The organism is Ruegeria sp. CL7, assembly GCF_056536445.1.
Window position 1 is genome coordinate 1,013,399 of sequence record NZ_JBQFPQ010000001.1, and the last position, 22,383, is coordinate 1,035,781.

The 22,383-nt window shown below is 59.0% G+C and carries 19 protein-coding genes; 16 read left to right on the forward strand and 3 right to left on the reverse strand.

Features of this window, described 5'->3' with window-relative positions; genetic code table 11:
- Nucleotides 1-85: 85 nt before the first annotated feature.
- Nucleotides 86-1,108, reverse strand: a complete 1,023-nt coding sequence (locus ACR0LI_RS05105; protein WP_171632337.1) for a LacI family DNA-binding transcriptional regulator — start codon at nt 1,106-1,108, stop codon at nt 86-88.
- A gap of 134 nt (nt 1,109-1,242) precedes the next feature.
- Between ACR0LI_RS05105 and ACR0LI_RS05110 the strand changes: the two genes are divergently transcribed.
- The 11 genes from ACR0LI_RS05110 to ACR0LI_RS05160 all read left to right on the forward strand — a co-directional run bounded on the left by ACR0LI_RS05110 (nt 1,243) and on the right by ACR0LI_RS05160 (nt 10,259).
- Nucleotides 1,243-1,428 carry a hypothetical protein gene (locus ACR0LI_RS05110; protein ID WP_171115836.1) on the forward strand — a complete coding sequence of 62 codons (186 nt, stop codon included), beginning with the start codon at nt 1,243-1,245 and terminating at the stop codon, nt 1,426-1,428.
- 23 nt (nt 1,429-1,451) lie between these two features.
- Nucleotides 1,452-2,597 (forward strand): TRAP transporter substrate-binding protein, encoded by a 1,146-nt coding sequence (locus ACR0LI_RS05115; protein WP_171632341.1) that lies wholly within the window; start codon nt 1,452-1,454, stop codon nt 2,595-2,597.
- A 111-nt stretch (nt 2,598-2,708) separates the two neighbouring features.
- Nucleotides 2,709-3,221: a TRAP transporter small permease gene (locus tag ACR0LI_RS05120; RefSeq protein ID WP_171115839.1), complete on the forward strand. Its 513-nt coding sequence runs from the start codon at nt 2,709-2,711 to the stop codon at nt 3,219-3,221.
- An 11-nt stretch (nt 3,222-3,232) separates the two neighbouring features.
- Entirely contained in the window at nt 3,233-4,561 is a 1,329-nt protein-coding gene (locus ACR0LI_RS05125; RefSeq protein WP_152458037.1) for a TRAP transporter large permease, read from the forward strand.
- Nucleotides 4,562-4,573: 12 nt separating this feature from the next.
- Nucleotides 4,574-5,881: a histidinol dehydrogenase gene (hisD, locus tag ACR0LI_RS05130; protein WP_171632344.1), complete on the forward strand. Its 1,308-nt coding sequence runs from the start codon at nt 4,574-4,576 to the stop codon at nt 5,879-5,881.
- Complete coding sequence (locus tag ACR0LI_RS05135; protein WP_480718124.1) at nt 5,874-6,635, forward strand: SDR family NAD(P)-dependent oxidoreductase; 762 nt, start codon at nt 5,874-5,876, stop codon at nt 6,633-6,635. The genes hisD and ACR0LI_RS05135 overlap by 8 nt, the downstream gene beginning before the upstream one ends.
- The gene (locus ACR0LI_RS05140) at nt 6,632-7,612 is read left to right on the forward strand and encodes a zinc-dependent alcohol dehydrogenase (protein ID WP_480718125.1); all 981 of its coding nucleotides are present in this window, start codon (nt 6,632-6,634) and stop codon (nt 7,610-7,612) included. Before ACR0LI_RS05135 ends, ACR0LI_RS05140 begins: the two co-directional genes overlap by 4 nt.
- Nucleotides 7,613-7,635: 23 nt before the next feature.
- Nucleotides 7,636-8,046, forward strand: coding sequence for a universal stress protein (locus ACR0LI_RS05145; protein ID WP_171632352.1), 411 nt, complete (start codon nt 7,636-7,638; stop codon nt 8,044-8,046).
- A gap of 49 nt (nt 8,047-8,095) precedes the next feature.
- Nucleotides 8,096-8,602 carry a sulfopyruvate decarboxylase subunit alpha gene (comD, locus tag ACR0LI_RS05150; protein WP_171632355.1) on the forward strand — a complete coding sequence of 169 codons (507 nt, stop codon included), beginning with the start codon at nt 8,096-8,098 and terminating at the stop codon, nt 8,600-8,602.
- A complete protein-coding gene (gene comE, locus ACR0LI_RS05155) occupies nt 8,599-9,153 on the forward strand; it encodes a sulfopyruvate decarboxylase subunit beta (RefSeq protein ID WP_171228302.1) in 555 nt (184 codons plus the stop codon). The genes comD and comE overlap by 4 nt, the downstream gene beginning before the upstream one ends.
- Nucleotides 9,153-10,259 carry an alpha-hydroxy acid oxidase gene (locus tag ACR0LI_RS05160; RefSeq protein ID WP_171723245.1) on the forward strand — a complete coding sequence of 369 codons (1,107 nt, stop codon included), beginning with the start codon at nt 9,153-9,155 and terminating at the stop codon, nt 10,257-10,259. The genes comE and ACR0LI_RS05160 overlap by 1 nt, the downstream gene beginning before the upstream one ends.
- A 52-nt stretch (nt 10,260-10,311) precedes the next feature.
- On the opposite strand, the gene ACR0LI_RS05165 is transcribed toward ACR0LI_RS05160, so the two are convergent.
- A complete protein-coding gene (locus ACR0LI_RS05165) occupies nt 10,312-12,357 on the reverse strand; it encodes an ASKHA domain-containing protein (protein ID WP_480718126.1) in 2,046 nt (681 codons plus the stop codon).
- A gap of 216 nt (nt 12,358-12,573) precedes the next feature.
- Between ACR0LI_RS05165 and guaB the strand changes: the two genes are divergently transcribed.
- From guaB to ACR0LI_RS05180, 3 genes are all read left to right on the forward strand, one after another.
- Nucleotides 12,574-14,022, forward strand: a complete 1,449-nt coding sequence (gene guaB, locus ACR0LI_RS05170) for an IMP dehydrogenase (protein ID WP_171632362.1) — start codon at nt 12,574-12,576, stop codon at nt 14,020-14,022.
- A gap of 92 nt (nt 14,023-14,114) precedes the next feature.
- Nucleotides 14,115-15,272 (forward strand): RsmB/NOP family class I SAM-dependent RNA methyltransferase, encoded by a 1,158-nt coding sequence (locus ACR0LI_RS05175; RefSeq protein WP_480718127.1) that lies wholly within the window; start codon nt 14,115-14,117, stop codon nt 15,270-15,272.
- A 110-nt stretch (nt 15,273-15,382) separates the two neighbouring features.
- Nucleotides 15,383-17,674 carry a hybrid sensor histidine kinase/response regulator gene (locus ACR0LI_RS05180; protein WP_480718128.1) on the forward strand — a complete coding sequence of 764 codons (2,292 nt, stop codon included), beginning with the start codon at nt 15,383-15,385 and terminating at the stop codon, nt 17,672-17,674.
- Between the two features lie 5 nt (nt 17,675-17,679).
- Here the strand turns inward: ACR0LI_RS05180 and ACR0LI_RS05185 are convergent, their stop codons facing one another.
- Nucleotides 17,680-18,273 carry a gamma-glutamyl kinase gene (locus ACR0LI_RS05185; RefSeq protein WP_480718129.1) on the reverse strand — a complete coding sequence of 198 codons (594 nt, stop codon included), beginning with the start codon at nt 18,271-18,273 and terminating at the stop codon, nt 17,680-17,682.
- Nucleotides 18,274-18,465: 192 nt separating this feature from the next.
- Here ACR0LI_RS05185 and recA point away from each other — a divergent pair, with 192 nt between their 5' ends.
- Both recA and alaS read left to right on the forward strand, forming a co-directional pair.
- On the forward strand, nt 18,466-19,533 hold the full coding sequence (gene recA / locus ACR0LI_RS05190) for a recombinase RecA (RefSeq protein ID WP_171632372.1): 1,068 nt from the start codon (nt 18,466-18,468) through the stop codon (nt 19,531-19,533).
- A gap of 176 nt (nt 19,534-19,709) precedes the next feature.
- Entirely contained in the window at nt 19,710-22,382 is a 2,673-nt protein-coding gene (gene alaS, locus ACR0LI_RS05195; protein ID WP_480718130.1) for an alanine--tRNA ligase, read from the forward strand.
- The last annotated feature ends 1 nt before the right edge of the window (nt 22,383 follow it).

The following is a 22,383-nucleotide window of genomic DNA, read 5'->3' on the forward strand; positions in this document are numbered from 1 at the left end:
ACGTTGCGTGGCTTAGCCACCGCCTTTACGGATCTAGCTGGCACGTGTTTCCACGGATCTGCTCAACGGGCTTGCAAAGCCGGTTCTAGCTGTTGAGGCCAAGCAAGGACTCTCTGCCAACGATGTGCGTCGGCAGTTCAACAGATTTTCCCGGTGCGTTGGATTCGATCATCTGAATCAGCGCCTGAGCAGCCTTGCGTCCCATGTCACGATGAGGAACATGGACAGTTGTCAGCGCAGGGGCGACAATGCGCGCTAGCTCGATATCATCAAATCCGGTGATCGATACATCTTCGGGCACCCGAAGTCCCATCTGCTGAGCTTGCCGTACCGCACCGACGGCCAGAACGTCGTTGCCGCACAACACCGCGGTCGGCGGGTTGTCATTCGACATGAGACGCTTGAACGCATCGGCGCCGTTTTCAATCTCGTACGAGGTTTCGATCACGGCCAGTTCATCCTGCGACAGTCCATGTCGGGACATCGCGTCTTTTATCCCCTGGATCCTAAGACGCGCACGGTCGTTGCCCTTGCTGATGCCTGAAATCGTTGCCAGGCGTGTGTGGCCCAATTCGATGATCTTGCTTGTCAAAGCCTCCATCGCCCGCCTGTTGTCAAACCCGACGGACGGTATTGGTTCGTCTGGCAGGAAAGACCACGCTACAAGGGCCGGCACTTTTCGCTTTTCGAGATAGTCGTAGATTTGCACGTCCCGGTCATGCCCGATCAGCAACAGCCCGTCCACGCCCCGTGCAACCAGCGTTCGGATCTGATCTTCTTCTGCGGCCGGCTGGTAGGCCGAGCTGGAGACCAGCAAGGTGTAGCCCTGTTTGTGGATCTCCTCTTGGAACGCCTGCAACCCCCTTGCGAAGATTGCATTTTCCATCGTCGGAATTATCGCACCTATCGTGAAAGAACGCCGTGCAGCCATCACTCGGGCCGCAAAGTTCGGCGTGTAGCCAAGGGTGTCTACGGCAGACAGAACACGTTTCCGCGTTGCCTCGACCACCTGTTGCGGGGTGTTCAGGCACCGTGACACGGTGGCAGTTGAAACGCCTGCTGCCTTGGCAACGTCATCCAGCGTCGGTGCGGACCGATGTTTTGACATTCTCGAACTCTCAATTCCGGTTCGCCTAAGTTAGTCGCATTTTTCCAGGGATGAAAGCGTTTATGTAAGCGCTTGCATTTGTGATGTAAGCGCTTACAAAGGTATCTGAGCCGATTCTGAAGGGAGTCCCGGAAATGTATCTCGCTGCATCAGTCATCGTTTTTGCGATCTATTTCGCAAATGTCGCTTTGGGTGCTTTTGCGAGCAGCGCGTTTCTTGGCGACGTTGGAGAGATGTTGGTTCTGTTCGCGGCTTCGATCCTGTTCGTTGTCGCAATTCTGAAAAAGGAAGCTGACCGGGACGCACAAGACGGCAGCTGAACTTTTGCTTGGGAGGGCAATTGATGAAAACCGACAAGACCGAACTGGCATCGGCCGAGCGCCGCAATTTTCTGAAACTGAGCGCCAGTGGCGCATTCACAGCCGCATTGGTCGCTGGGGCAGGGGGCGTTTTGTGGTCTTCCGAGGCCGCCGCGCAGACCGCGAAGGAAGAGAGCGAGCGTGAAAAGGCCGCAGATCACGTGATGACGGTGGCCACGGCTTATGTGCTTGGCGCGTCGCGCAGCTATCCGATCATGCAGCTGGACCTAAAGGAAAACATTCAGAACGCCACCAACGGCAAGGTCTATGTCAAACTGGCCCCCGGCGGTCAGCTTGGTGCAGGCGGCGCGCTGGTGCAGAAAGTGCAGGGCGGTACCATCCAGGCCGCGCAGCATTCGCTGTCGAATTTCGCGCCGTTCGCGTCGACAGTCGACCTGATCAACATGCCGTACCTGTGTGGCTCGAACCAGCGTTTCACCAACCTCGTCCATTCGGACACATGGAAAAGTGAGGTTCACCCCAAGGTCGAAGCGGCAGGGTTCAAGGCTCTGTTCTATGTTAACATCGACCCGCGGGTGGTTGCGGTTCGTCAGGGCGGCAATGCCGTGCTCACACCCGGTGATATGAGCGGGATCAAGTTCCGCGTGCCGGGATCGAAGATGCTGCAACAATACTACCGGATGGTCGGCGCCAACCCGACACCCGTTGCCTGGGGCGAGACCCCCTCGGCCATCAAGCAGGGCGTTGCGGATGCGCTCGATCCTTCGGTTGGCGCGCTCTATGTCTTTGGGTTCAAGGACATACTCAGCCATGTGACCTTCACACAGGCGGTGCCGGACAGCCAAGTTTATTCCTGCAACCTGGAATGGTTCAACTCGATGCCGGCAGATGTGCAGGAAGGCATCATGTGGGGGTCGGAAATGACCAGCCATCAGAACCTGTCCAAGGTTCCGTCGGCCCGCGCCTATGCCATGGCCGAGTTGAACAAGGCCGGGGTGCAGTTCCACTCGCTCAGTGACGACCAACTGGCGGAATGGCAGGATGCCGGCGGGTATCAGAACGCCGATTGGGATCCGTTCAAGACAGAACTGGCCGGATCGATGGAAAACTTCGAAAAGCTGGTCGAAGCCGCGGGTACTCAGGGCAAATACTACGTCCACGACGCCTAAGGCCCAAGCCGTGGGCGCCAGACAGGCGTCCACGAACTTTACTTTCAGTCAGCCCGGCAACAACCCGCCACGTCAGGCGCGGGTCAGGCTGTCCCTGCGCCGGAGGATCAGATGACCATTCTTCAAAACATAGACCGAAACGCAGAGCGCTGGTTGCTGCTGGTGTTCTACGTGATGCTGGTGATTACCATGGCCATCGAAGTGCTGCGGCGCGAGATTTTTGCTTATTCGTCGATCTGGGGTGAGGAAATCGTTCGGTATTCCTTCATCTATCTGGCCTGGATCGGTGCCGCGGCTGCGGTGAAAGAGCGGGCGCATATCCGGATCGATGTGATCATGCATTACATCGGACCACGCCCCAAGGCGGTGCTGTATATTTTCGGCGATCTCGTGATGTTCGGCGTGGCGATCATCGCGCTCTACTGGTCGTATGAGGCGGTTCATGTCTCGGCCAAGTTCGGCTCGGTCACGGATGGTCTTCGGGTCTCGAAAGTCTGGTTCCTTATGGCGGTGCCCGCCGGATTCGCCCTGATGATATGGCGGCTGATCCAATCTTTCCTGCGTGACGTGAAATCGCTTCGGGACGGCACCCCCGTCTTCGAAGGCGACAAGCTGTTTGACTGAGGAGAACACGAATGCTTTGGAATTCCCTCAATCAAACCGTTGAACTGGGCTGGGATTTTTACCTGCCGGTGATCCTGTTCGTAGGCCTGATCGCCTTGGCCGTGCCCGTTTGGGCCGCCATTGGCACAGCGGCGATCGTGATGCTGATCATGTCCGGTGATCTGCCCCTCAGCCTGGTCGGAGAAAGCCTGTTCACAGGTATCGACGCATTTGCCCTGACCGCTGTTCCGTTGTTCATTCTGACCGGAGACGTTCTGGTGCGGACCGGTCTGTCGCGCAAATTCCTGGACGTGGCCGAGGCGCTGACATGCTTTGCCAAGGGCGGGTTCGGGTCGGCCACGGTTCTGGTCTGCGGCATGTTTGCTGCGATTTCAGGGTCGGATGCTGCCGGGGCGGCTGCGGTGGGTCGCATGACCATCAACCGGCTGGTGGAAAGCGGATATCCGCGCCCCTATGCCTGTGCTCTGGTTGCGGCTGGTGCCTGTACCGGCATCCTGATCCCGCCTTCGATCGCCTATATCATCATCGGCCTCGTGCTGGGTATTTCCGCCTCGACCCTGTTCCTTGCAGCCTTGATCCCGGGTCTGGCCATCCTGGTGTCGATCCTGATCACCAACATCATCATGAACCGTCTTTATGCCTATGAGGGTGGCGGCATGATGACCATGGGGGAATGGCTGGCCAATCTGGGCAAGGCGCTGAAATCGGGCTGGTACGCGTTCATTGTGCCGGGGATCATCTTCTACGGCATCTTCTCAGGTCGCCTGACCCCGACTGAAGCCGGCGCAACGGCCGTTGTCGTCACCATAATCATGGGTTTTATCCTGCGCACCCTGACGCTGGCAGATTTTCCATCGATGCTGGTCAGTTCGGCCAAGGTGAACGGAGTCATCCTGCCGATCATCGCCTTCTCGGCACCTTTGGCCGAAGCACTTGCGATCATGGGTGTCCCGCAGGGGTTCGTGGCCTCGGTCACGTCGCTGACCGATGATCCCTATCTGTTGATCTTGCTGATGATCGGCATCCTGATCGCAGCAGGCTGCGTGATGGAGACAACGCCGAATATCGTGATCCTGGCACCAATCCTGAAACCGCTGGCCGACAATATCGGCATGAACGAGATTCAGTTCTGCATCATGATGATCACCGCGTTGGGTGTGGGCTTTATCACGCCGCCGCTGGGACTGAACCTGTTCGTCGTATCTGGCATTACCGGTGAGTCCATTCTGAAGATTGCCGCCCGGGCCGTTCCTTTCGTACTGACCATGCTGATCGTGGTGATCCTGATTGCCTACGTGCCTGCTGTGTCGACCACCCTGCTTCCTGAAATCTACCAATAGGACCTGCTGAAAATGCCTCGTGAATATTTGAAAAAGGCGACTCTCACCGCTCAATCGCATGCCTCTGAGGTGCATGATACGGTCAAGACCATCCTTGCCGACATCGAGGCGGGTGGCGACGACAAAGCACTGGAATATGCCCTCAAGTTCGACAAGTACGAAGGAAATGTCCTGATGACGCAGGACGAGATTGATGCGGCCATCGTACAGGTGCCGGAAAAACTGAAGGCCGATATACGCTTTGCCCACGACAACGTCCGTCGCTTTGCCGAGACGCAGAAGGCCACCGTGTCGGACGTACAGATGGAGATCGTTCCCGGTTTTGTTGCGGGGCAAAAGGCGATCCCGGTGGATGCAGCAGGATGCTATGTTCCCGGTGGGCGCTACAGCCATATCGCCAGCGCGATTATGACGGTGACAACGGCCAAGGTCGCCGGATGCCGTCATATCACGGCCTGTTCTCCGCCCCGTCCGGGCGAGGGCGTGGCGCCAGCGATTGTCTATGCCGCGCATATTTGCGGAGCCGACAGCATTCTGGCCATGGGCGGTGTGCAGGGCGTGGCCGCCATGACCTATGGTTTGTTCGGTTTGCCGCGCGCCAATATCCTTGTGGGGCCGGGAAACCAGTTCGTGGCCGAGGCCAAACGCATCCTGTACGGCAAGGTTGGTATCGACATGATTGCGGGTCCGACCGACAGCCTGATCCTTGCCGACAGTTCCGCGGACGCCCACGTGGTGGCAACCGATCTGGTTAGTCAGGCCGAGCACGGGTACAATTCGCCCGTCTGGCTGGTGACGGATGATCGCGACCTTGCGCAGAAAGTCATGGAGCTGGTTCCGGTTTTGATCGATGATCTGCCAGAGCTGAACCGGGAAAACGCCTCGGCCGCGTGGCGCGACTATGCCGAAGTCATTGTCTGTTCCGACCGCGAAGAGATGGCCGCCTGTTCCGATGAATATGCGCCCGAGCACCTGACGGTTCAGGCCGAGGATCTGGATTGGTGGCTGGATCGCCTGACCTGCTATGGTTCGCTGTTCCTGGGTGAGGAAACCACCGTGTCCTACGGGGACAAGGCAACCGGAACGAACCATGTTCTGCCGACTTCGGGTGCGGCCAGTTACACCGGCGGTTTGAGTGTTCACAAATACATGAAGATCGTCACCTGGCAGCGGGCTACACGTGAAGGATCGAAATCGATCGCAGAAGCTACCGCACGGATTTCCCGACTGGAAGGTATGGAAGGTCACGCTCGCGCAGCGGATGTGCGTCTGGCCAAGTATTTCCCGGATGAACAGTTCGATCTGACCGCTGATGGATGACCCGCGCACATTGTTTGACCTGACGGGCCGGGTGGCCTGTATCACCGGCGCCAGTTCGGGGCTGGGGCGGCAGGTGGCGCGGACACTTGCCGCGGCCGGCGCGCGTGTTGTCGGCGTGGCGCGGCGCGGCGACGCTTTGGCGCAGATGCAGGCTGAAATCGGCGAACACGCAGAAGCCGTTGTTGCTGATGTCGCGGATCGAGCCGGAATCGGCGGGCTGGTGCAGGTGATCAATTCCAAGTTCGGCGCACCGGATATTTTGGTGCACGCGGCCGGGGTCAACACGCGTGAGCCCGCCGACGAGGTGACACCTGATGGCTGGGATGCCACGCTTGCCCTGAACCTCAGCGCGCCGTTTTTCCTCAGCCAGGCGATGGTGCCCGAAATGAAAAGGAAGGGGTGGGGGCGCATCGTCAATTTCGCCTCGCTGCAAACGACGCGGGCCTTTCCGGGCGGCATTGCCTATGGGGCCACCAAGGCCGGGATCGCGCAATTGACCCGTGCCATGGCCGAAGCCTGGTCGCCATTTGGCATTACCGCCAACGCAATCGGTCCGGGGTTCTTTCCGACCGAGCTGACCCAGGCCGTGTTTGACGACCCCCAGCGCGCGGAACGCAACGCCGCTCAAACCTGCATAGGGCGCAATGGGCGGATGCAGGATATCGACGGGCCGATCCTGTTTTTGTGCTCGAACGCGTCCGGCTATGTCACGGGGCAGGTTCTTATGGTCGATGGAGGGTTCACAGCCAAATGAAGGCACTGGTTTACCAAGGAGTGGAACAGATGGTGTTCGGTGATGTGCCGGATGCCGAGGCCGGTCCGTCCGAGCATTTGATCCGGATCGAAGCGGTCGGCATCTGCGGCTCGGACATGCACGCCTATCTGGGCCATGATGCCCGCCGTCCGGCTCCGCTGATCCTGGGGCACGAGGCGGCCGGTGTGATTGTTGACGGGATACGTGCCGGTGATCGTGTCACGATCAATCCGCTGGTAAGCTGCGGGCAATGCGCAGCCTGCCTTGCCGGCCGGGAAAACCTGTGCCCGGATCGCCAGATCATCTCGATGCCTCCGCGCGAAGGGGCGTTTGCTCAATACGTTACAATGCCTGCCAGCAATCTTGTTGAAGTACCTGAGGATGTTTCGTTTGCCAAAGCCGCGCTGGCGGAACCGCTTGCCGTCAGCTGGCATACGGTCCGGTTGGGGATCGAGGCTCTGCATCCTGCAATGGACCGTCGCGCACTGGTGATCGGCGGCGGGGCCATCGGCCTTGCGGCGGCATTGGTCTTGCGGGCAATGGGCGTTGACGATGTGACCATCGCGGAACCAAACCAGCTGCGTCGCAACTACCTGGCGAAAATCGAAAGCTTTGCGCTGGTGGAGTCAGCCAAAGGGACTTACCCGTTGGTCATAGATGCCGTGGGGTACGCTGCGACGCGGTCGGTTGCCTCGGCCAAGGCCGAACCGGGCGGCGTGATCGCGCATGTGGGTTTGGGTGAGGATACCGGTGGTCTGGATATTCGCCGGATGACCTTGCAGGAAATCACATTCATAGGGACTTACACATACACCACCAAAGACTTTCGCCAGACGGCTCAGGCGATCTTTGACGGGCGGCTGGGGGCTCTGGACTGGATAGAAGAACGCGCTCTGGCCGACGGAGCGCAAGCGTTTTGCGATATCCGGTCTGGCGCCGTGGCCGCACCGAAGATTATCCTGAGACCCTGGGGATAGAACTGACAGAACTGGAGACCTTCATGTACACGAAAATACTGGTCCCGTTAGCTTTGGATCACGGCATATCGCAACACACGCTGGAAATCGCACGGGCCTTGTCAGGAGAGGGCGCAGAAATAATTGCGCTGCATGTCTACGAGATGCCTCAGGGATCGGTCAGCGCCTATCTGGACAAATCGGTTGTCGCCGAAGGGTTCGAACGGGCCCGTTTGCAACTGTTGCAAAAAGTCGAAGGGCTTGAAGGGGTGAGGGCCGAAATCGTCAAAGGCCATACCGCGCGGTCAATCATCGACTATGCCAGCAGCAAGAATGTCGACTGTATCGTAATCGGCTCGCACAAGCCGGACCTGAGCGACTACTTCCTTGGATCGACCGCTTCGCGCGTCGTCCGCCATGCCCCCTGTGCCGTACACGTGCACCGAAGGGCCTGAATTCCTCAATCGCGCGTCTAGCGCCCCAAACAGGACCAAAAGCTGGATCATGAACATAGACAAAAAGATCACCGACGATCTGCTGGCCAACGATATCTCGTTTGTCACCACTGTCCCGTGCAAGCAATTGGCAGGTGTCATCGCGGAAATCGACGAGCGCGAAGGCATCTATCACATCCCGTCCAACAAGGAAGACGAAGGGATGGGCCTGTGTGCAGGGGCGTGGATGGGCGGCAAGCGGCCCGCGATCATCATGCAGAACACAGCCATTGGCGTGACGATCAATACGCTGGCGACGCTGATCCAGTATTACCGGATGCCGCTGCCGATGCTGATATCGTACCGGGGGGAACTGCGCGAACCGATTGCCTGCCAGGTTGAAATGGCGGTTCACACCAAGGCGCTGCTGGCTCAGCTGAACATCCCCACCTACCACTTCCACCATCAGGCCGATGTCGAAGAGCTCGACGCGATCCTGAAATATACCTTCATGTGCAACAAGCCGGTCGCCATCCTGACCGACGCCAATTTCTGGGGAGGCTATGGCGACCAATGATCCGTTCTGAAATCCTGAAGGAAATCGCCCCGATCCTGCGTGATCAACTGGTTGTCTGCAACATCGGCATCCCCAGCCAGGAACTGCATGCCATCGACGACCAGCCAACCAACTTCTACATGCTTGGCACCATGGGGCTTGCGTCCTCGATCGGTCTGGGGTTGGCGCTGTCACAGCCGAAGCCGGTGATCGTCATCGACGGCGACGGCTCGATCCTGACCAATCTTGGCACCCTGCCAACGATCGCCAACAACGTGGCGGACAATTACATCCTGCTGATCGTGGACAATGGCTCGTACGGCTCGACCGGCGATCAGCCGACCTATGCGGGGCAGAAAACCTCGCTTGCGAAAATGGCCGAGGCCGCCGGGTGTGAGCGCGTGATCGAATGTGCCGCCGAAGACACCGGGCGCGTACTGCAAGAGGCGCTGGATGCCAAACAGATGACCATCATCGTCAGCAAATGCGAAAGCGGCAATGCCAAGATGCCGCCGATCACGATGGATCCGGTGGTCATCCGCGACCGCTTCATGAAGGCCGTTCAGGCCTGATGGGCGCAAGCGCCATCCACAGCGCCGAGGACGCCCGCCGCCTGGCGCGGCGGCGTCTTCCGTGGATGGTGTTCGACTATATTGATGGTGCAGCCGGGGCCGAGATGGGTGCCGGTCGCAATCGGTCCGCTTTGGATGCAATGACTTTGCGCCCGCGTATCCTGCGCGACGTCAGTGAAAGATCTCTGGCAAGTTCGCTGTTCGACCGGCCCGCGAAACGCCCGTTTGGTATCGCGCCGATGGGCATGTGCAATTTGTCCGCGCCGGGTGCCGACTTGATGCTGGCCCGCATCGCGGCACGCCACGAGGTGCCGCTTGGGGTTTCGACTGTGGCCTCGACCGCGATGGAGGATCTGATCGTCGAAGCGGAAGGCCATGCCTGGTTCCAGCTGTATTTCAGCGGCGATGGCAGCGGCACGTTCAAGCTGGTCGATCGCGCCAAGGCAGCGGGGTACGAGACACTGGTGCTGACCGTGGATGTGCCCGAGGTTGGCCGACGCCCGCGCGAGTTGCGTCATGGGTTCAAGATGCCTTTCAAAATGGGGCCAAAGCAGGTGATGGATTTTGCCCTGCACCCCCGGTGGTCCTTGCCGGTCCTGCTGAAAGGCAAGCCGGAAATGGCGAATTTCCGGATGGATGGCTACGATTTCGACCGCACCGAAAGCCGCGCCAAGGCCACGTGGGAGACATTGGCCCGTCTGCGCGACCAGTGGACCGGAAAACTGGTGGTCAAAGGCGTATTGGATGCAGACGACGCGCAAAGGCTCAAGTCAGCGGGCGTGGACGCCATTCAGGTCTCAAGCCATGGTGCGCGCCAGTTGGAAAGTGCGCCCGCGCCAATCACGGTTCTGCCCGAGATACGCAAGGCCGTCGGTCCGGATTTTCCGCTTTTCTACGACAGCGGGCTGCGTTCTGGTGAAGACGTCCTCAAGGCACTTGCGAACGGGGCGGACTTTGCCTTTTTCGGCCGTATCCTTCAGTTTGCAATTGCGGCCGAAGGCGAAAAGGGTCTGGCGCAGCTATGGTCGGTACTCAGCGAAGAAATCAGCATCGCCATGGCCCAGCTGGGCGTCACGTCGCTGGACGAGGTCAGACGCAACGCCTGATGTGGGTGACGGCAATGACCCGAGGTTTCCCACGGGGCATTGAACTGTCGGTTTAACCGCGGCGCCTGCGACGCCGTCCGCCACCTGCTTCGGTTTCGCCGCCGGTGTTGAAGCTTGGGTTGGGCAGTGTGACAACCTGGGCCAGTTCCGGAAACGGATCCGTCTTGTGCGGGATCGCATTGGCGGCCACGAAATGATCCTGAAACTTCGGCTCAATGGCGGTTTCGATCTTGGTGATCTCGCGCACGACGCGCTCGATCTCGGCGCGCGATCCGATGTTACACAGCGCGATACGTGCGCCGGTGCCTGCGGCGTTGCCCGCGCTCGAGACTTTTTCCAGCGGCGCATCGGGAATCATTCCCAGTACCATGGCGTGTTTGGTCGAGATATGCGCGCCGAACGCACCGGCCAGAACCACGCGATCCACCTTTTCGACCTTCATTTCGTCCATCAGCAGGCGTGCACCTGCGTACAATGCGGATTTCGCAAGCTGGATGGCACGGATGTCACCCTGCGTGACCGTGATGCGGGGGCCGCCTTCGGCGCTGGCATCGTGGATCAGATAGGCGTGTGTGCGACCTTCGGGCACGCAGCGGGCAGTGCCGGTCTGTTCCGCCGATCCGATCAGGCCGCCTTCGTCCAGCAGGCCTGCGATACGCATCTCGGCCACTGCTTCGATGATACCGGATCCGCAGATGCCTGTGATCCCAGTAGTGGCGATCTCCTGATCAAAGCCGTCTTCGTCGGACCATTTATCGGACCCGATGACGCGGAACCGGGGTTCCTTGGTGACAGGGTCGATCTCAATTCTCTCGATCGCCCCGGGTGCGGCGCGCTGGCCGGAACTGATCTGAGCACCTTCAAAGGCAGGCCCGGTGGGCGAGGAGCAGGCGAGCACGCGGCTGGTATTGCCAAGCAGGATTTCGGCGTTGGTGCCCACGTCGACGATCAGAACCAGATCCTGCGACTTTCCGGGTTCTTCAGACAGGGCCACCGCCGCGCAGTCCGCGCCCACATGGCCTGCGATACAGGGCAGGATATAGACCTGCGCGCGTGGGTTCATGGTTGTCAGATCCATGTCGCGGGCGGGCAGGGACACGCTTTCCGACGTTGCCAACGCAAACGGGGCCTGACCCAGTTCCACCGGGTCCAGCCCCAGCAGCAAGTGATGCATGACCGGGTTGCAGACGAACACAGTTTCCACGATCAGAGAGGCATCGATGCCTGCCTCTTTGGCAATCGACGTGGCCAGGTCATTGATTGCCTCGCGCACTGCCTTGGTCATCTCCTGATCGCCGCCGGGGTTCATCATGGAATACGAAACACGGCTCATCAGGTCTTCGCCGAACCGGATCTGGGGATTCATGAGGCCGGAGGATGCCTTGACCTCGCCGGTTTCCAGATCGGTCAGATGCGCGGCGATGGTGGTCGATCCGAGGTCGATGGCCAGACCATACAGCCCGCCTTCATGCAGGCCGGGCCAGATTTCGACGATACGCGCCACGCTGTCCTTGTGACCTTTGTGGACCGCCACGGTGACTTCCCATTTACCCTTGCGCAGAACCGGTTGAAGTTTGGACATCAGCGTCAGGTCCGCCGTGACGGCTTCGATGTCCCACTGTTCGCGCAACGCGCGCTCGAGCCGTTCCAGATCGCCGGTGGGCGAATGCATGTCGGGTTCTTCCACCACAACGAAGTAAAGGCGCGTGGCCGGGTCCATCGTGATGGCACGCGCGGCGGCTGCCTTGCGCACGACCTGCCGGTGCACCTGGCTTTCCGGCGGTACGTCGATCACCACGTCGCCCTGAACCGCGGCCTGACAGCCCAGACGGCGGCCCGGTTTCAGACCACGTTTGTCCTCATAACGCTGTTCGACGGCGTTCCATTCGCTTAACGCATGCTCTGACACCGTGACGCCGTGCTTGGGAAATTCACCATAGCTGGGTGTGATCTGGCACTTTGAACAGATGCCGCGGCCCCCGCAGACCGAATCCAGATCCACCCCCAATTGACGGGCTGCCGTCAGAATTGGGGTGCCGACGGGGAAGCGCCCGCGTTTGCCGGAAGGGGTAAAGACGACAAGAGGGTCGGTGGTCATCAGTGACATACCTTTTAATATTCGCGCGTATGCCGGGCAAGATATGGGTTTGCGCGAAAAGGGAAAGACCATCTGCGGCACGATCTGCACAACGAGCGTCGTTTTCTTCCACTGCAACGACAACCAGAGCCAAAGAGTTGCCCCCAAGGGCTTTTCCTTTGGTTCAATCCATGTAATAGGGTCACCGCCAAACGGGCTTTTGCATGGGGTATTCAGATGCAGATTCGTGAGGCACTTACCTTTGACGACGTTCTCCTGGTTCCGGGCGCATCTTCCGTGCTGCCGGCAACCGCGGATACGACCACGCGTGTGACGCGCGAAATCACCATGAACATCCCATTGCTGAGTTCGGCCATGGACACCGTGACCGAGGCGCGCATGGCCATTGCCATGGCTCAGGCGGGCGGCATCGGTGTGGTACACAAGAACCTTTCGGTGGAAGAACAGGCCCGCGAAGTCCGCCGGGTCAAGCGGTTTGAATCCGGTATTGTCTATAACCCGGTGACATTGCGGGTGGATCAGACATTGGCGGACGCCAACGCGCTGGTACAGCGCTACAACTTCACCGGTTTTCCGGTCGTCGACGAGCAGGGCCGCGTGGTGGGTATTCTGACCAACCGCGACATGCGCTTTGCGAACTCGGACGATACGCCGGTACACGCGATGATGACTTCGGAAAACCTGGCGATGCTACAGGAACCGGCCGATCTGGAAGAAGCCAAAAGCCTGATGCGGGCGCGCCGTATCGAAAAGCTGCTGGTCGTGGATGGTGGCGGCAAGCTGACCGGTCTACTGACGCTTAAGGATACAGAGCAGGCCGTTTTGAACCCAACCGCCTGCAAGGACCGCCTGGGTCGCCTGCGGGTCGCTGCGGCGACGTCAGTCGGGGATGCCGGGTTCGAACGATCCGAGCAATTGGTGGATTCGGGTGTCGACATCATCGTCGTCGATACGGCGCATGGTCATTCTCAGGGCGTGCTGGACGCTGTAAAGCGGGTCAAGACCCTGTCGAACGAGGTTCAGATCATTGCCGGGAACGTTGCAACAGGAGAAGCGACCAAAGCCCTGATCGATGCTGGTGCCGACGCGATCAAGGTGGGCATCGGCCCGGGATCGATCTGTACCACACGGATGGTGGCGGGGGTTGGCGTCCCGCAGTTGACCGCGATCAGCGATTGTGCGGCGGCAGCGGGCGACGTTCCGGTCATCGCGGATGGTGGCATCAAGTTCTCGGGTGACTTTGCAAAGGCGATCGCGGCCGGGGCGTCCTGCGCCATGGTCGGGTCGATGATTGCGGGCACCGACGAAAGCCCGGGCGAGGTGATCCTGTATCAGGGCCGTTCGTTCAAATCCTATCGCGGGATGGGCAGCCTGGGTGCAATGGCGCGCGGTTCAGCCGACCGCTATTTCCAGAAAGATGCAGCCAATGACAAACTGGTGCCCGAAGGCATCGAAGGGCAGGTGCCCTACAAAGGCTCGGCCAGTGCCGTGATCCACCAGCTGGTTGGCGGCTTGCGTGCGGCGATGGGGTATACCGGCTGCGCCACTATCGAAGAGATGCGCAAGAACTGTAATTTCGTGAAAATTACAGGCGCTGGTCTGAAGGAAAGCCACGTCCACGATGTTCAGATCACCCGCGAAAGCCCGAACTACCGGGTCATGTAAGCCATCCAGCAAGACACATGGCACCCGTATACGGGTGCCTATTTGCCACTTGGATCGGCCAGCCGGGCCCATTTCCACCGAGGTATTCCACAATGACACCCGCCGCCCGTGTTCAGGCCTCGATCGAAATTCTGGATGATATTCTGGCTGGCGCGCCGGTCGAAAAAGCACTCACCGGCTGGGCTCGGCGCAGTCGCTTCGCCGGATCCAAGGATCGGGCAGCCATTCGCGATCACGTATTCGACGCGCTGCGACGCAAGCGCTCGTACGCTGCGTTGGGAGGGTCCGACACCGGGCGCGGTTTGATGATCGGTGCGACCCGTGCGTCAGGCGGGGATCTGGCCGACCTGTTCACCGGCGACCGTCACGCTCCGACACTGGTTCAGGAAACGGAAGCGGCGCGGGTTTTCGTGTCCGAGGCCGAAAGATATGACATTCCGGAGTGGCTGTGGCCTCGGTTCGTTGACTCTCTGAAGGATGCCTTGGTTCCTTGCGCGATGTCATTGCAGAACCGGGCGCCCGTTCACCTGCGGGTCAACTTGCGAAAAACCGATCTGGGCGGGGCTATAGACGCCTTGAAGTCCGAGGGCGTGATCGCCCATCCGGTTCAGGTCTGCCAAACCGCGCTCGAGGTGACAGAGGGGGCCCGGCGCATTGTCCAAAGCCAGGCCTATGCCCAGGGTCTGGTCGAACTTCAGGACGCTGCAAGCCAGGCGGTCGTGGCCGCGCTGGATCTGCGGCCGGGGATGCGTGTTCTGGATTATTGCGCGGGTGGTGGCGGCAAGGCGCTGGCGCTTGCAGCGCACGAGGGCGTCGAAGTTTTTGCACATGATGTGAATGCCGGGCGCATGAAGGATATTCCGACCCGGGCGGAACGAGCAGGCGCAAAGATTACCATCCTCAACACCGATAACCTTTCAGGTGTTGATCCGTTTGATGTTGTTTTGGTTGATGCGCCGTGCTCTGGCAGCGGATCGTGGCGAAGGGCGCCGGCCGGGAAATGGGCCTTGACCGAGGATCGCTTGCGGGACCTCACCACCATTCAGTCCCGTATTTTATCCGACATTGCGCCTTTGGTGCATCCGGGCGGCCTGCTGGCCTACGCAACCTGTTCGGTTCTGAAGGATGAAAACGGCGCGATCATAGACGATTTTCTGGATCACTTTTCCCAGTGGCGGGAAACCTTCCGGAAAACGTGGCACGTTACACACGAATCTGACGGGTTCTTTACGTCGCACTTGACGCGCTGAGCTTTTGGCAAATAACAACCTAGGGTAGATTGCTGCTTTCCGAACGCCGTTAAGCGGGAATTAACCAATTTTGGCCGTTATAGCCGATAACTTTGCGCCCGAGCCGTTTTATGTCTGACACAGTAGAATTTTTCAGCGACCCATCTCTTGTCCACACGCCCTCGGCATCTCGTCTATGGTCGTTGGTGGCGGTGGCATTACTGATCAGCATTGCCCCCATGGTCGGGTTGTTGCCACCGGATTGGACCATGGGCATGATGGTCGCGGGAACTTCGCTTTTGATTGTGGCACTATGCGTCGTGATCAAAGGCCAGGTCGACGTCAGACATGCGCAACAAACCACTGCCGTCATGGCCGCGTTTGCAGAACAGGACGAGTCACCTTTCCTGATCGCAAATGCCTATGGCGACATTCTGGCATCCAACGCACCAGCGCGGGAACAATTCGGCGCGGCGAAAGGAGCCAGCCTTGAAAACTGCCTCGGTTCGACGTTCTCGACGCCTCAGGTGATTTTGTTGAGGTTGCAATCTCAGGCCCGATCATTCGGTCGGGCCCGGGAAGACTGCGTGATCAGGGGAAACACAAGCAGTGTAACCGTGTTTCAATTGGCTCCCGACATTTTTTGCTGGCGGTTTCAACAGTCAGAACAGGAAAGCTGGCAGTCTCTTGACCTGCCGGTCCTGACCATCGGATGCGCGGATGACGTGGTGCGCCCAAATCCGGCGGCGAAAAAGTGGCTTGGGCCGCGCCCCGGTCGGGTTCGCGACATCTTCGGTGATGCTGACCCCCGAGTCGGAGCCTCAAACATCATCAAGTCACAGGACGGAATGATACCGGTCGCTGTGACGGAGCTTTCCCGATCCAGCAAGGAACGAAACCTTGGTTTGGTGCCGCTCATTGAAACTCCGGCGCCCGGGGCCAGCACGTCTTTTGCAGATCTTCCGGTTCCGGTTCTCACCCTGTCTCCGGCGGGGGCCATTCTGAATGCCAACAGGCTGGCGAATAAGTTGCTTGGAAATGAAAGCCTGGAAGGCACGAACATAGCCGACATCATGCGGGGTATGGGGCACCCCATTCTGGATTGGCTGGCGCGGACGGCCGCGCAAGAAGATGCGCAACGATCCGAGTTTCTTCAGTTGACCCGAAAAGACAAGGAAGTCTTCGTACAGGTCACGCTGAGCCGTGTCGTTGTCGATGGCAAGATCTGTCTGATCGCGGTTCTGAATGATGCGACCGAGTTGAAGACTCTGGAGGCTCAATTCGTCCAAGGGCAGAAAATGCAAGCTGTGGGTCAATTGGCCGGCGGGGTCGCACATGATTTCAACAACCTGCTGACGGCCATTTCCGGGCATTGCGACCTGCTGTTGTTGCGTCACGATCAGAATGACCCGGATTATGGGGATCTGGTTCAGATCAATCAGAACGCCAACCGGGCCGCTGCGCTGGTCAGCCAGCTTCTGGCATTCTCGCGCAAACAGACTCTCAGGCCCGAAGTTCTGGATTTGCGCGACACGATCTCGGATCTCATTCACTTGTTGAACCGGTTGGTGGGCGAAAAAGTTCTGCTGACCCTCAGTCATGATCCGGTGTTAAAGCCGGTTCGGGCGGACAAACGGCAGTTGGAACAGGTGTTGATGAACCTTGTCGTAAACGCGCGCGATGCCATGCCAGACGGGGGCGAGATCCGTATCGAGACCGAGGTATTGAACCTGTCGCAACCGCTCAGCAGGGACAGGGCGACCGTCCAGCCCGGCGAATACGTTACGGTCAGGGTCATGGACAGCGGTGTGGGAATACCCGCCGACAAACTGCAAAAGGTTTTCGAGCCGTTCTATACGACAAAGCGTACGGGTGAGGGCACAGGGCTTGGGCTTTCAACAGCGTATGGCATCGTCAAGCAGACGGGCGGTTTCATCTTTGTCGACAGCACGGTGGGTCGAGGCACCGAATTCACCGTTTGTCTACCGGTTTGCGCCACGGTGGCAGAGGCTGAACAGGACATTCCGGCCCAGCCCGAAACCCAAAGCGCCCGGCAAGGAGAGGGCGTCGTGCTTTTGGTTGAAGACGAAGCGCCGGTCCGCGCCTTCGCAACCCGGGCCCTGCGTCTCAAGGGCTATACCGTGCTGGAGGCGGATTCGGCCGAGGAAGCTCTGCGGCTTCTGGAGGATCCATCTTTGAACGTCGACGTATTCGTAACGGATGTGGTCATGCCCGGCATGGATGGTCCGACCTGGGTGCGTAAAGCTCGGGAATCACGCCCGGATGCCCGCGTGGTCTTCGTATCCGGTTACACGGAAGGTGCCTTTGGCGATTCAGAACCCGAGATCGCCAATTCGACCTTCCTGCCCAAGCCGTTTTCCCTCACCCAGTTGACCGAGGCGGTTTTCCAACAGCTGAACTGAGCACCCTACAAGGCTGCATCGTGGAGCGCGAATTCCTCTACGTGTCTTTTGCGAAATTTCTGCCGTGTTTCGGGCGTCAGCGTCAGATCACCCGGTGGTGATACATTCTCTCGTGGCAGGTCGATCTGCATATTCAGTCGCGCTTGCAGGAAGTCGAGAATTTTGTCCTGGTTTTCGTATTTGAAAATATGCGTGGCGCCGCGACCATTGCTGCGGGTACGGAAAAACTGGCTTTGGCTACCAACATCGGCAAAATCCGGACGCGGGTTTGTCATATAGGCCTGCACAAACGTGTCGAAACTCATGTCTCGGGTCGAATGGACGTGACCGATCAGGTCGGCGCGGCTGCGAAATCGATACCAGCTGCCCAGCCAGTCAACGGGTTCGCGAACAACTGCCAGGATCTCCATCTCGGTATCGTACATTTTCCGAAAAGTGTTCTGGAAAAACCGATCATACCTGCGCACCGGAGCATGTTTGAGCTCGGGAGGATGAGTGACGACGATATCAGCGCGATCCCGCAACGCCGTGTGATAAGCCGTGCTGCCGGTTTTCGGAACGGCAAGGAAGGCAAGGCGTTCCTCATAGAAAACAAGCATTTAATTGCTCCAATTGTCATCCGGCTATGCGCGCAGATTGTCGTAAAGGACTTCTTAATACAATTGCTGAAGACTAAATCCCGTAAGTTTTTATTGAAATGTTCTTCTTTTGGTCCCATAAGGAACAAGAGGCGAACAAAGCAGCGATTGCCGCCCGATCAAGGGTGTGACAAAAGGGAAGGCGACAGGACAATGGCGGATCTTCTGACAATGAGCGACAAGAAAAACGCAGATAAGCAAAAGGCGCTCGACAGCGCGCTGGCCCAGATCGAACGGCAGTTCGGCAAAGGCTCTATCATGAAGCTTGGCGAAGGCGCCAAACAGGACATCGATGCAAGTTCGACAGGCTCGCTCGGGTTGGATATTGCGTTGGGAATTGGTGGTCTGCCAATGGGGCGGATTGTTGAGATTTACGGCCCGGAAAGCTCGGGGAAGACGACGCTGACGCTGCATTGCATTGCGGAACAGCAGAAACGCGGCGGCGTCTGCGCCTTTGTTGACGCCGAGCACGCGCTGGACCCGCAATATGCGCGAAAGCTTGGTGTTGATCTGGACGAGCTTCTGATCTCGCAGCCCGATACCGGAGAGCAGGCGCTGGAGATCACCGATACGCTGGTGCGCTCGGGCGCGGTCAACATGGTCGTGGTCGATTCGGTTGCGGCGCTGACGCCGAAATCCGAACTGGAAGGCGACATGGGTGACAGCAATGTTGGCGTTCAGGCCCGTCTGATGAGCCAGGCGATGCGGAAACTGACGGGTTCGATCAGCCGCTCGAACTGCATGGTGATCTTCATCAACCAGATCAGGATGAAAATCGGCGTGATGTTCGGCAGCCCCGAAACCACCACCGGCGGTAATGCACTGAAATTCTACAGCTCGGTTCGTCTGGATATCCGCCGCATCGGCGCGATCAAGGACCGGGACGAAGTTGTCGGCAACCAGACGCGCGTCAAGGTCGTCAAGAACAAGGTTGCACCCCCCTTCAAGCAGGTGGAATTCGACATCATGTATGGTGAAGGCATCAGCAAGATGGGCGAATTGCTGGATCTGGGTGTCAAAGCCGGTGTGGTCGAAAAGTCAGGGTCATGGTTCAGCTATGGCGACGAACGGATCGGCCAGGGGCGTGAGAACGCCAAACAATATCTGCGCGACAACAGTCGCATTGCCTTTGAGATCGAAGACAAGATTCGGGCGGCTCACGGGCTGGAGTTCGACATGCCTCCGGGCGCAGCCGAGGATGATGACATCCTTGAAGCCTGACGGTCGCTGACGGGGTGCGATACGTTCCCGGTCCGAGGTGTTGTGTTGAAAATACTATGAACAAGGCGGTCCCCCGGGTCGCCTTGTTTCGTTCGGACACGCCTCTGCTGTGGACACTCGTTTGACAGGGGGATAAACCTGCGGGGACCAAGTTTTTTGTGCGCCGAGAGAGCCCTATGCCAACCCTGAACGACATCCGATCGACCTTTCTGAATTACTTTGAAAAACAGGGGCATGAGGTCGTGGCGTCCAGCCCGCTGGTGCCGCGCAACGACCCGACGCTGATGTTCGTCAATTCGGGCATGGTGCAGTTCAAGAACCTGTTCACAGGATTGGAAACACGTGACTACAAGCGCGCCACCACGGCGCAGAAATGTGTGCGTGCCGGCGGCAAGCACAACGATCTCGACAATGTGGGTTACACAGCGCGCCACCATACATTCTTCGAGATGTTGGGGAACTTCTCGTTTGGTGATTACTTCAAACACGAAGCTATCCCATTCGCGTGGGAGCTGATCACCAGGGAATTTGGGATCGACAAGAACCGCCTGCTGACAACGGTCTATCATACTGATGACGAGGCGTTTGAAATCTGGAAAAAGGTCGGTGTTCCCGAAGACCGGATCATCCGCATCGCCACCAGCGACAATTTCTGGCAGATGGGCCCGACCGGCCCCTGCGGCCCGTGTACCGAGATCTTTTATGACCACGGAGACCACATCTGGGGCGGTCCTCCGGGCTCTGCCGAGGAAGACGGCGATCGGTTCATTGAGATCTGGAACGTGGTCTTCATGCAAAACGAGCAGTTCGAAGACGGCTCGATGGTCGAGCTCGACATGCAGTCGATCGATACGGGCATGGGTCTCGAGCGGATCGGTGCATTGTTGCAGGGCAGCCATGACAACTATGATACCGATCTGTTCAAGGCACTGATCGAGGCATCAGCCGATGCAACTGGCGTGGATCCTTACGGGGATCAGAACGTGCACCACCGCGTGATCGCGGACCACCTGCGTTCGACTTCGTTCCTGATTGCTGATGGCGTGATGCCCAGCAATGATGGCCGCGGCTATGTTCTTCGCCGCATCATGCGTCGTGCCATGCGTCATGCGCATCTGTTGGGCGCCAAGGATCCGGTCATGCACCGTCTTGTCCCGTCCCTCGTTCAACAGATGGGCGGTCACTATGCCGAGTTGACCCAGGCACAGCCATTGATCGAAGAGACCTTGTTGCTTGAAGAAACGCGTTTCAAGCAGACGCTGGACCGGGGGTTGAGGCTGCTGGACGATGAGGTGTCCGGCCTTTCCGAGGGGGCGCCTTTGTCTGGTGAGGCGGCATTCAAACTGTATGACACCTACGGTTTCCCACTGGACCTGACACAGGATGCGCTGCGCGAAAAAGGCCGGACAGTTGACACCGAAGGCTTTGAAACGGCGATGGCCGAACAAAAGGCCAAGGCGCGGGCTGCCTGGGCCGGGTCAGGTGAAGCCGCGGATCAGGCGGTGTGGTTCGATGTTCTGGACAGCGCCGGGGCGACCGACTTCCTTGGCTATGACACCGAGAAAGCCGAAGCTCAGGTTGTGGCACTGGTTGTTGACGGTGCTTTGGTTGACAAGATCGAAGCGGGCGACAGCGGCTGGGTCGTGGTGAACCAGACGCCGTTCTATGGCGAGGCTGGTGGCCAGGTGGGCGATACTGGCGAGATGCGTCGCCTTGAAGATCGCGATCACCTCAGCCGAGTGGAAGACACCAGAAAATTCGCTGATGGGAAGGTCTATGCGCATAAGGTGACGGTCGTCAGCGGTGCCGTTTCAAAAGGCGATGCTGTCGAGCTCGAAGTCGATCATGCGCGCCGGACCGCAATCCGGGCCAACCACTCGGCCACGCACTTGCTGCATGAAGCGCTGCGGGACACGCTGGGGGACCATGTGGCGCAGCGCGGCTCGCTGAATGCGGCGGATCGTCTGCGGTTCGACTTCAGCCATTCCAAAGCGCTGAGCCTGGAGGAAATCCGGAAGATCGAGCGTGAGGTGAACGATTTCATCCGCCAGAACTCGGCTGTCGAGACACGGGTCATGACACCGGATGACGCGCGCAAACTGGGCGCGCAGGCACTGTTCGGCGAGAAATACGGTGACGAGGTGCGTGTTGTTTCGATGGGCAAGGCACCTACGGGCAAGGGCCATGATGGCGAAACCTGGTCGATCGAACTGTGTGGCGGTACTCATGTGCGTCAGACGGGTGATATCGGCACCTTTGTCATCCTGGGTGACGGCGCAAGCAGTGCCGGAGTGCGCCGCATCGAAGCACTGACCGGGGATGAAGCGTTCCGTTACCTTTCGGCACAGGATCATCGTCTTGCGCAGGTGGCGACGGAACTGAAGGCGCAGCCGGATGATGTGGTGGCCCGCGTGAAAAGCCTGCTGGAGGAACGCAAATCATTGCAGAACGAAGTGGCTCAACTGCGTCGAGATCTGGCGATGGCCGGCGGGAACGGGCAGGGCGGCGGTGCCGAAGCGCGTGATGTGAACGGTGTGAAGTTCATAGCGCAGGCCCTCAGCGGGGTGTCCGGCAAGGATCTTCCGGCATTGATCGACGAACACAAGGCGCGTCTTGGGTCGGGGGCGGTTTTGCTCATCGCGGATACCGGCGGCAAGGCCGCGGTTGCGGCTGGCGTCACCGAAGACCTGACAGGAACCGTTTCGGCGGTCGATCTGGTCAAGGCCGCAGTAGTGGAATTGGGCGGCAAGGGCGGCGGCGGCCGCCCGGACATGGCCCAGGGCGGTGGACGGGATGCGTCGAATGCGGATTCGGCGATCAAGGCTGCAGAACAGGTTTTGGGAGGGTAAG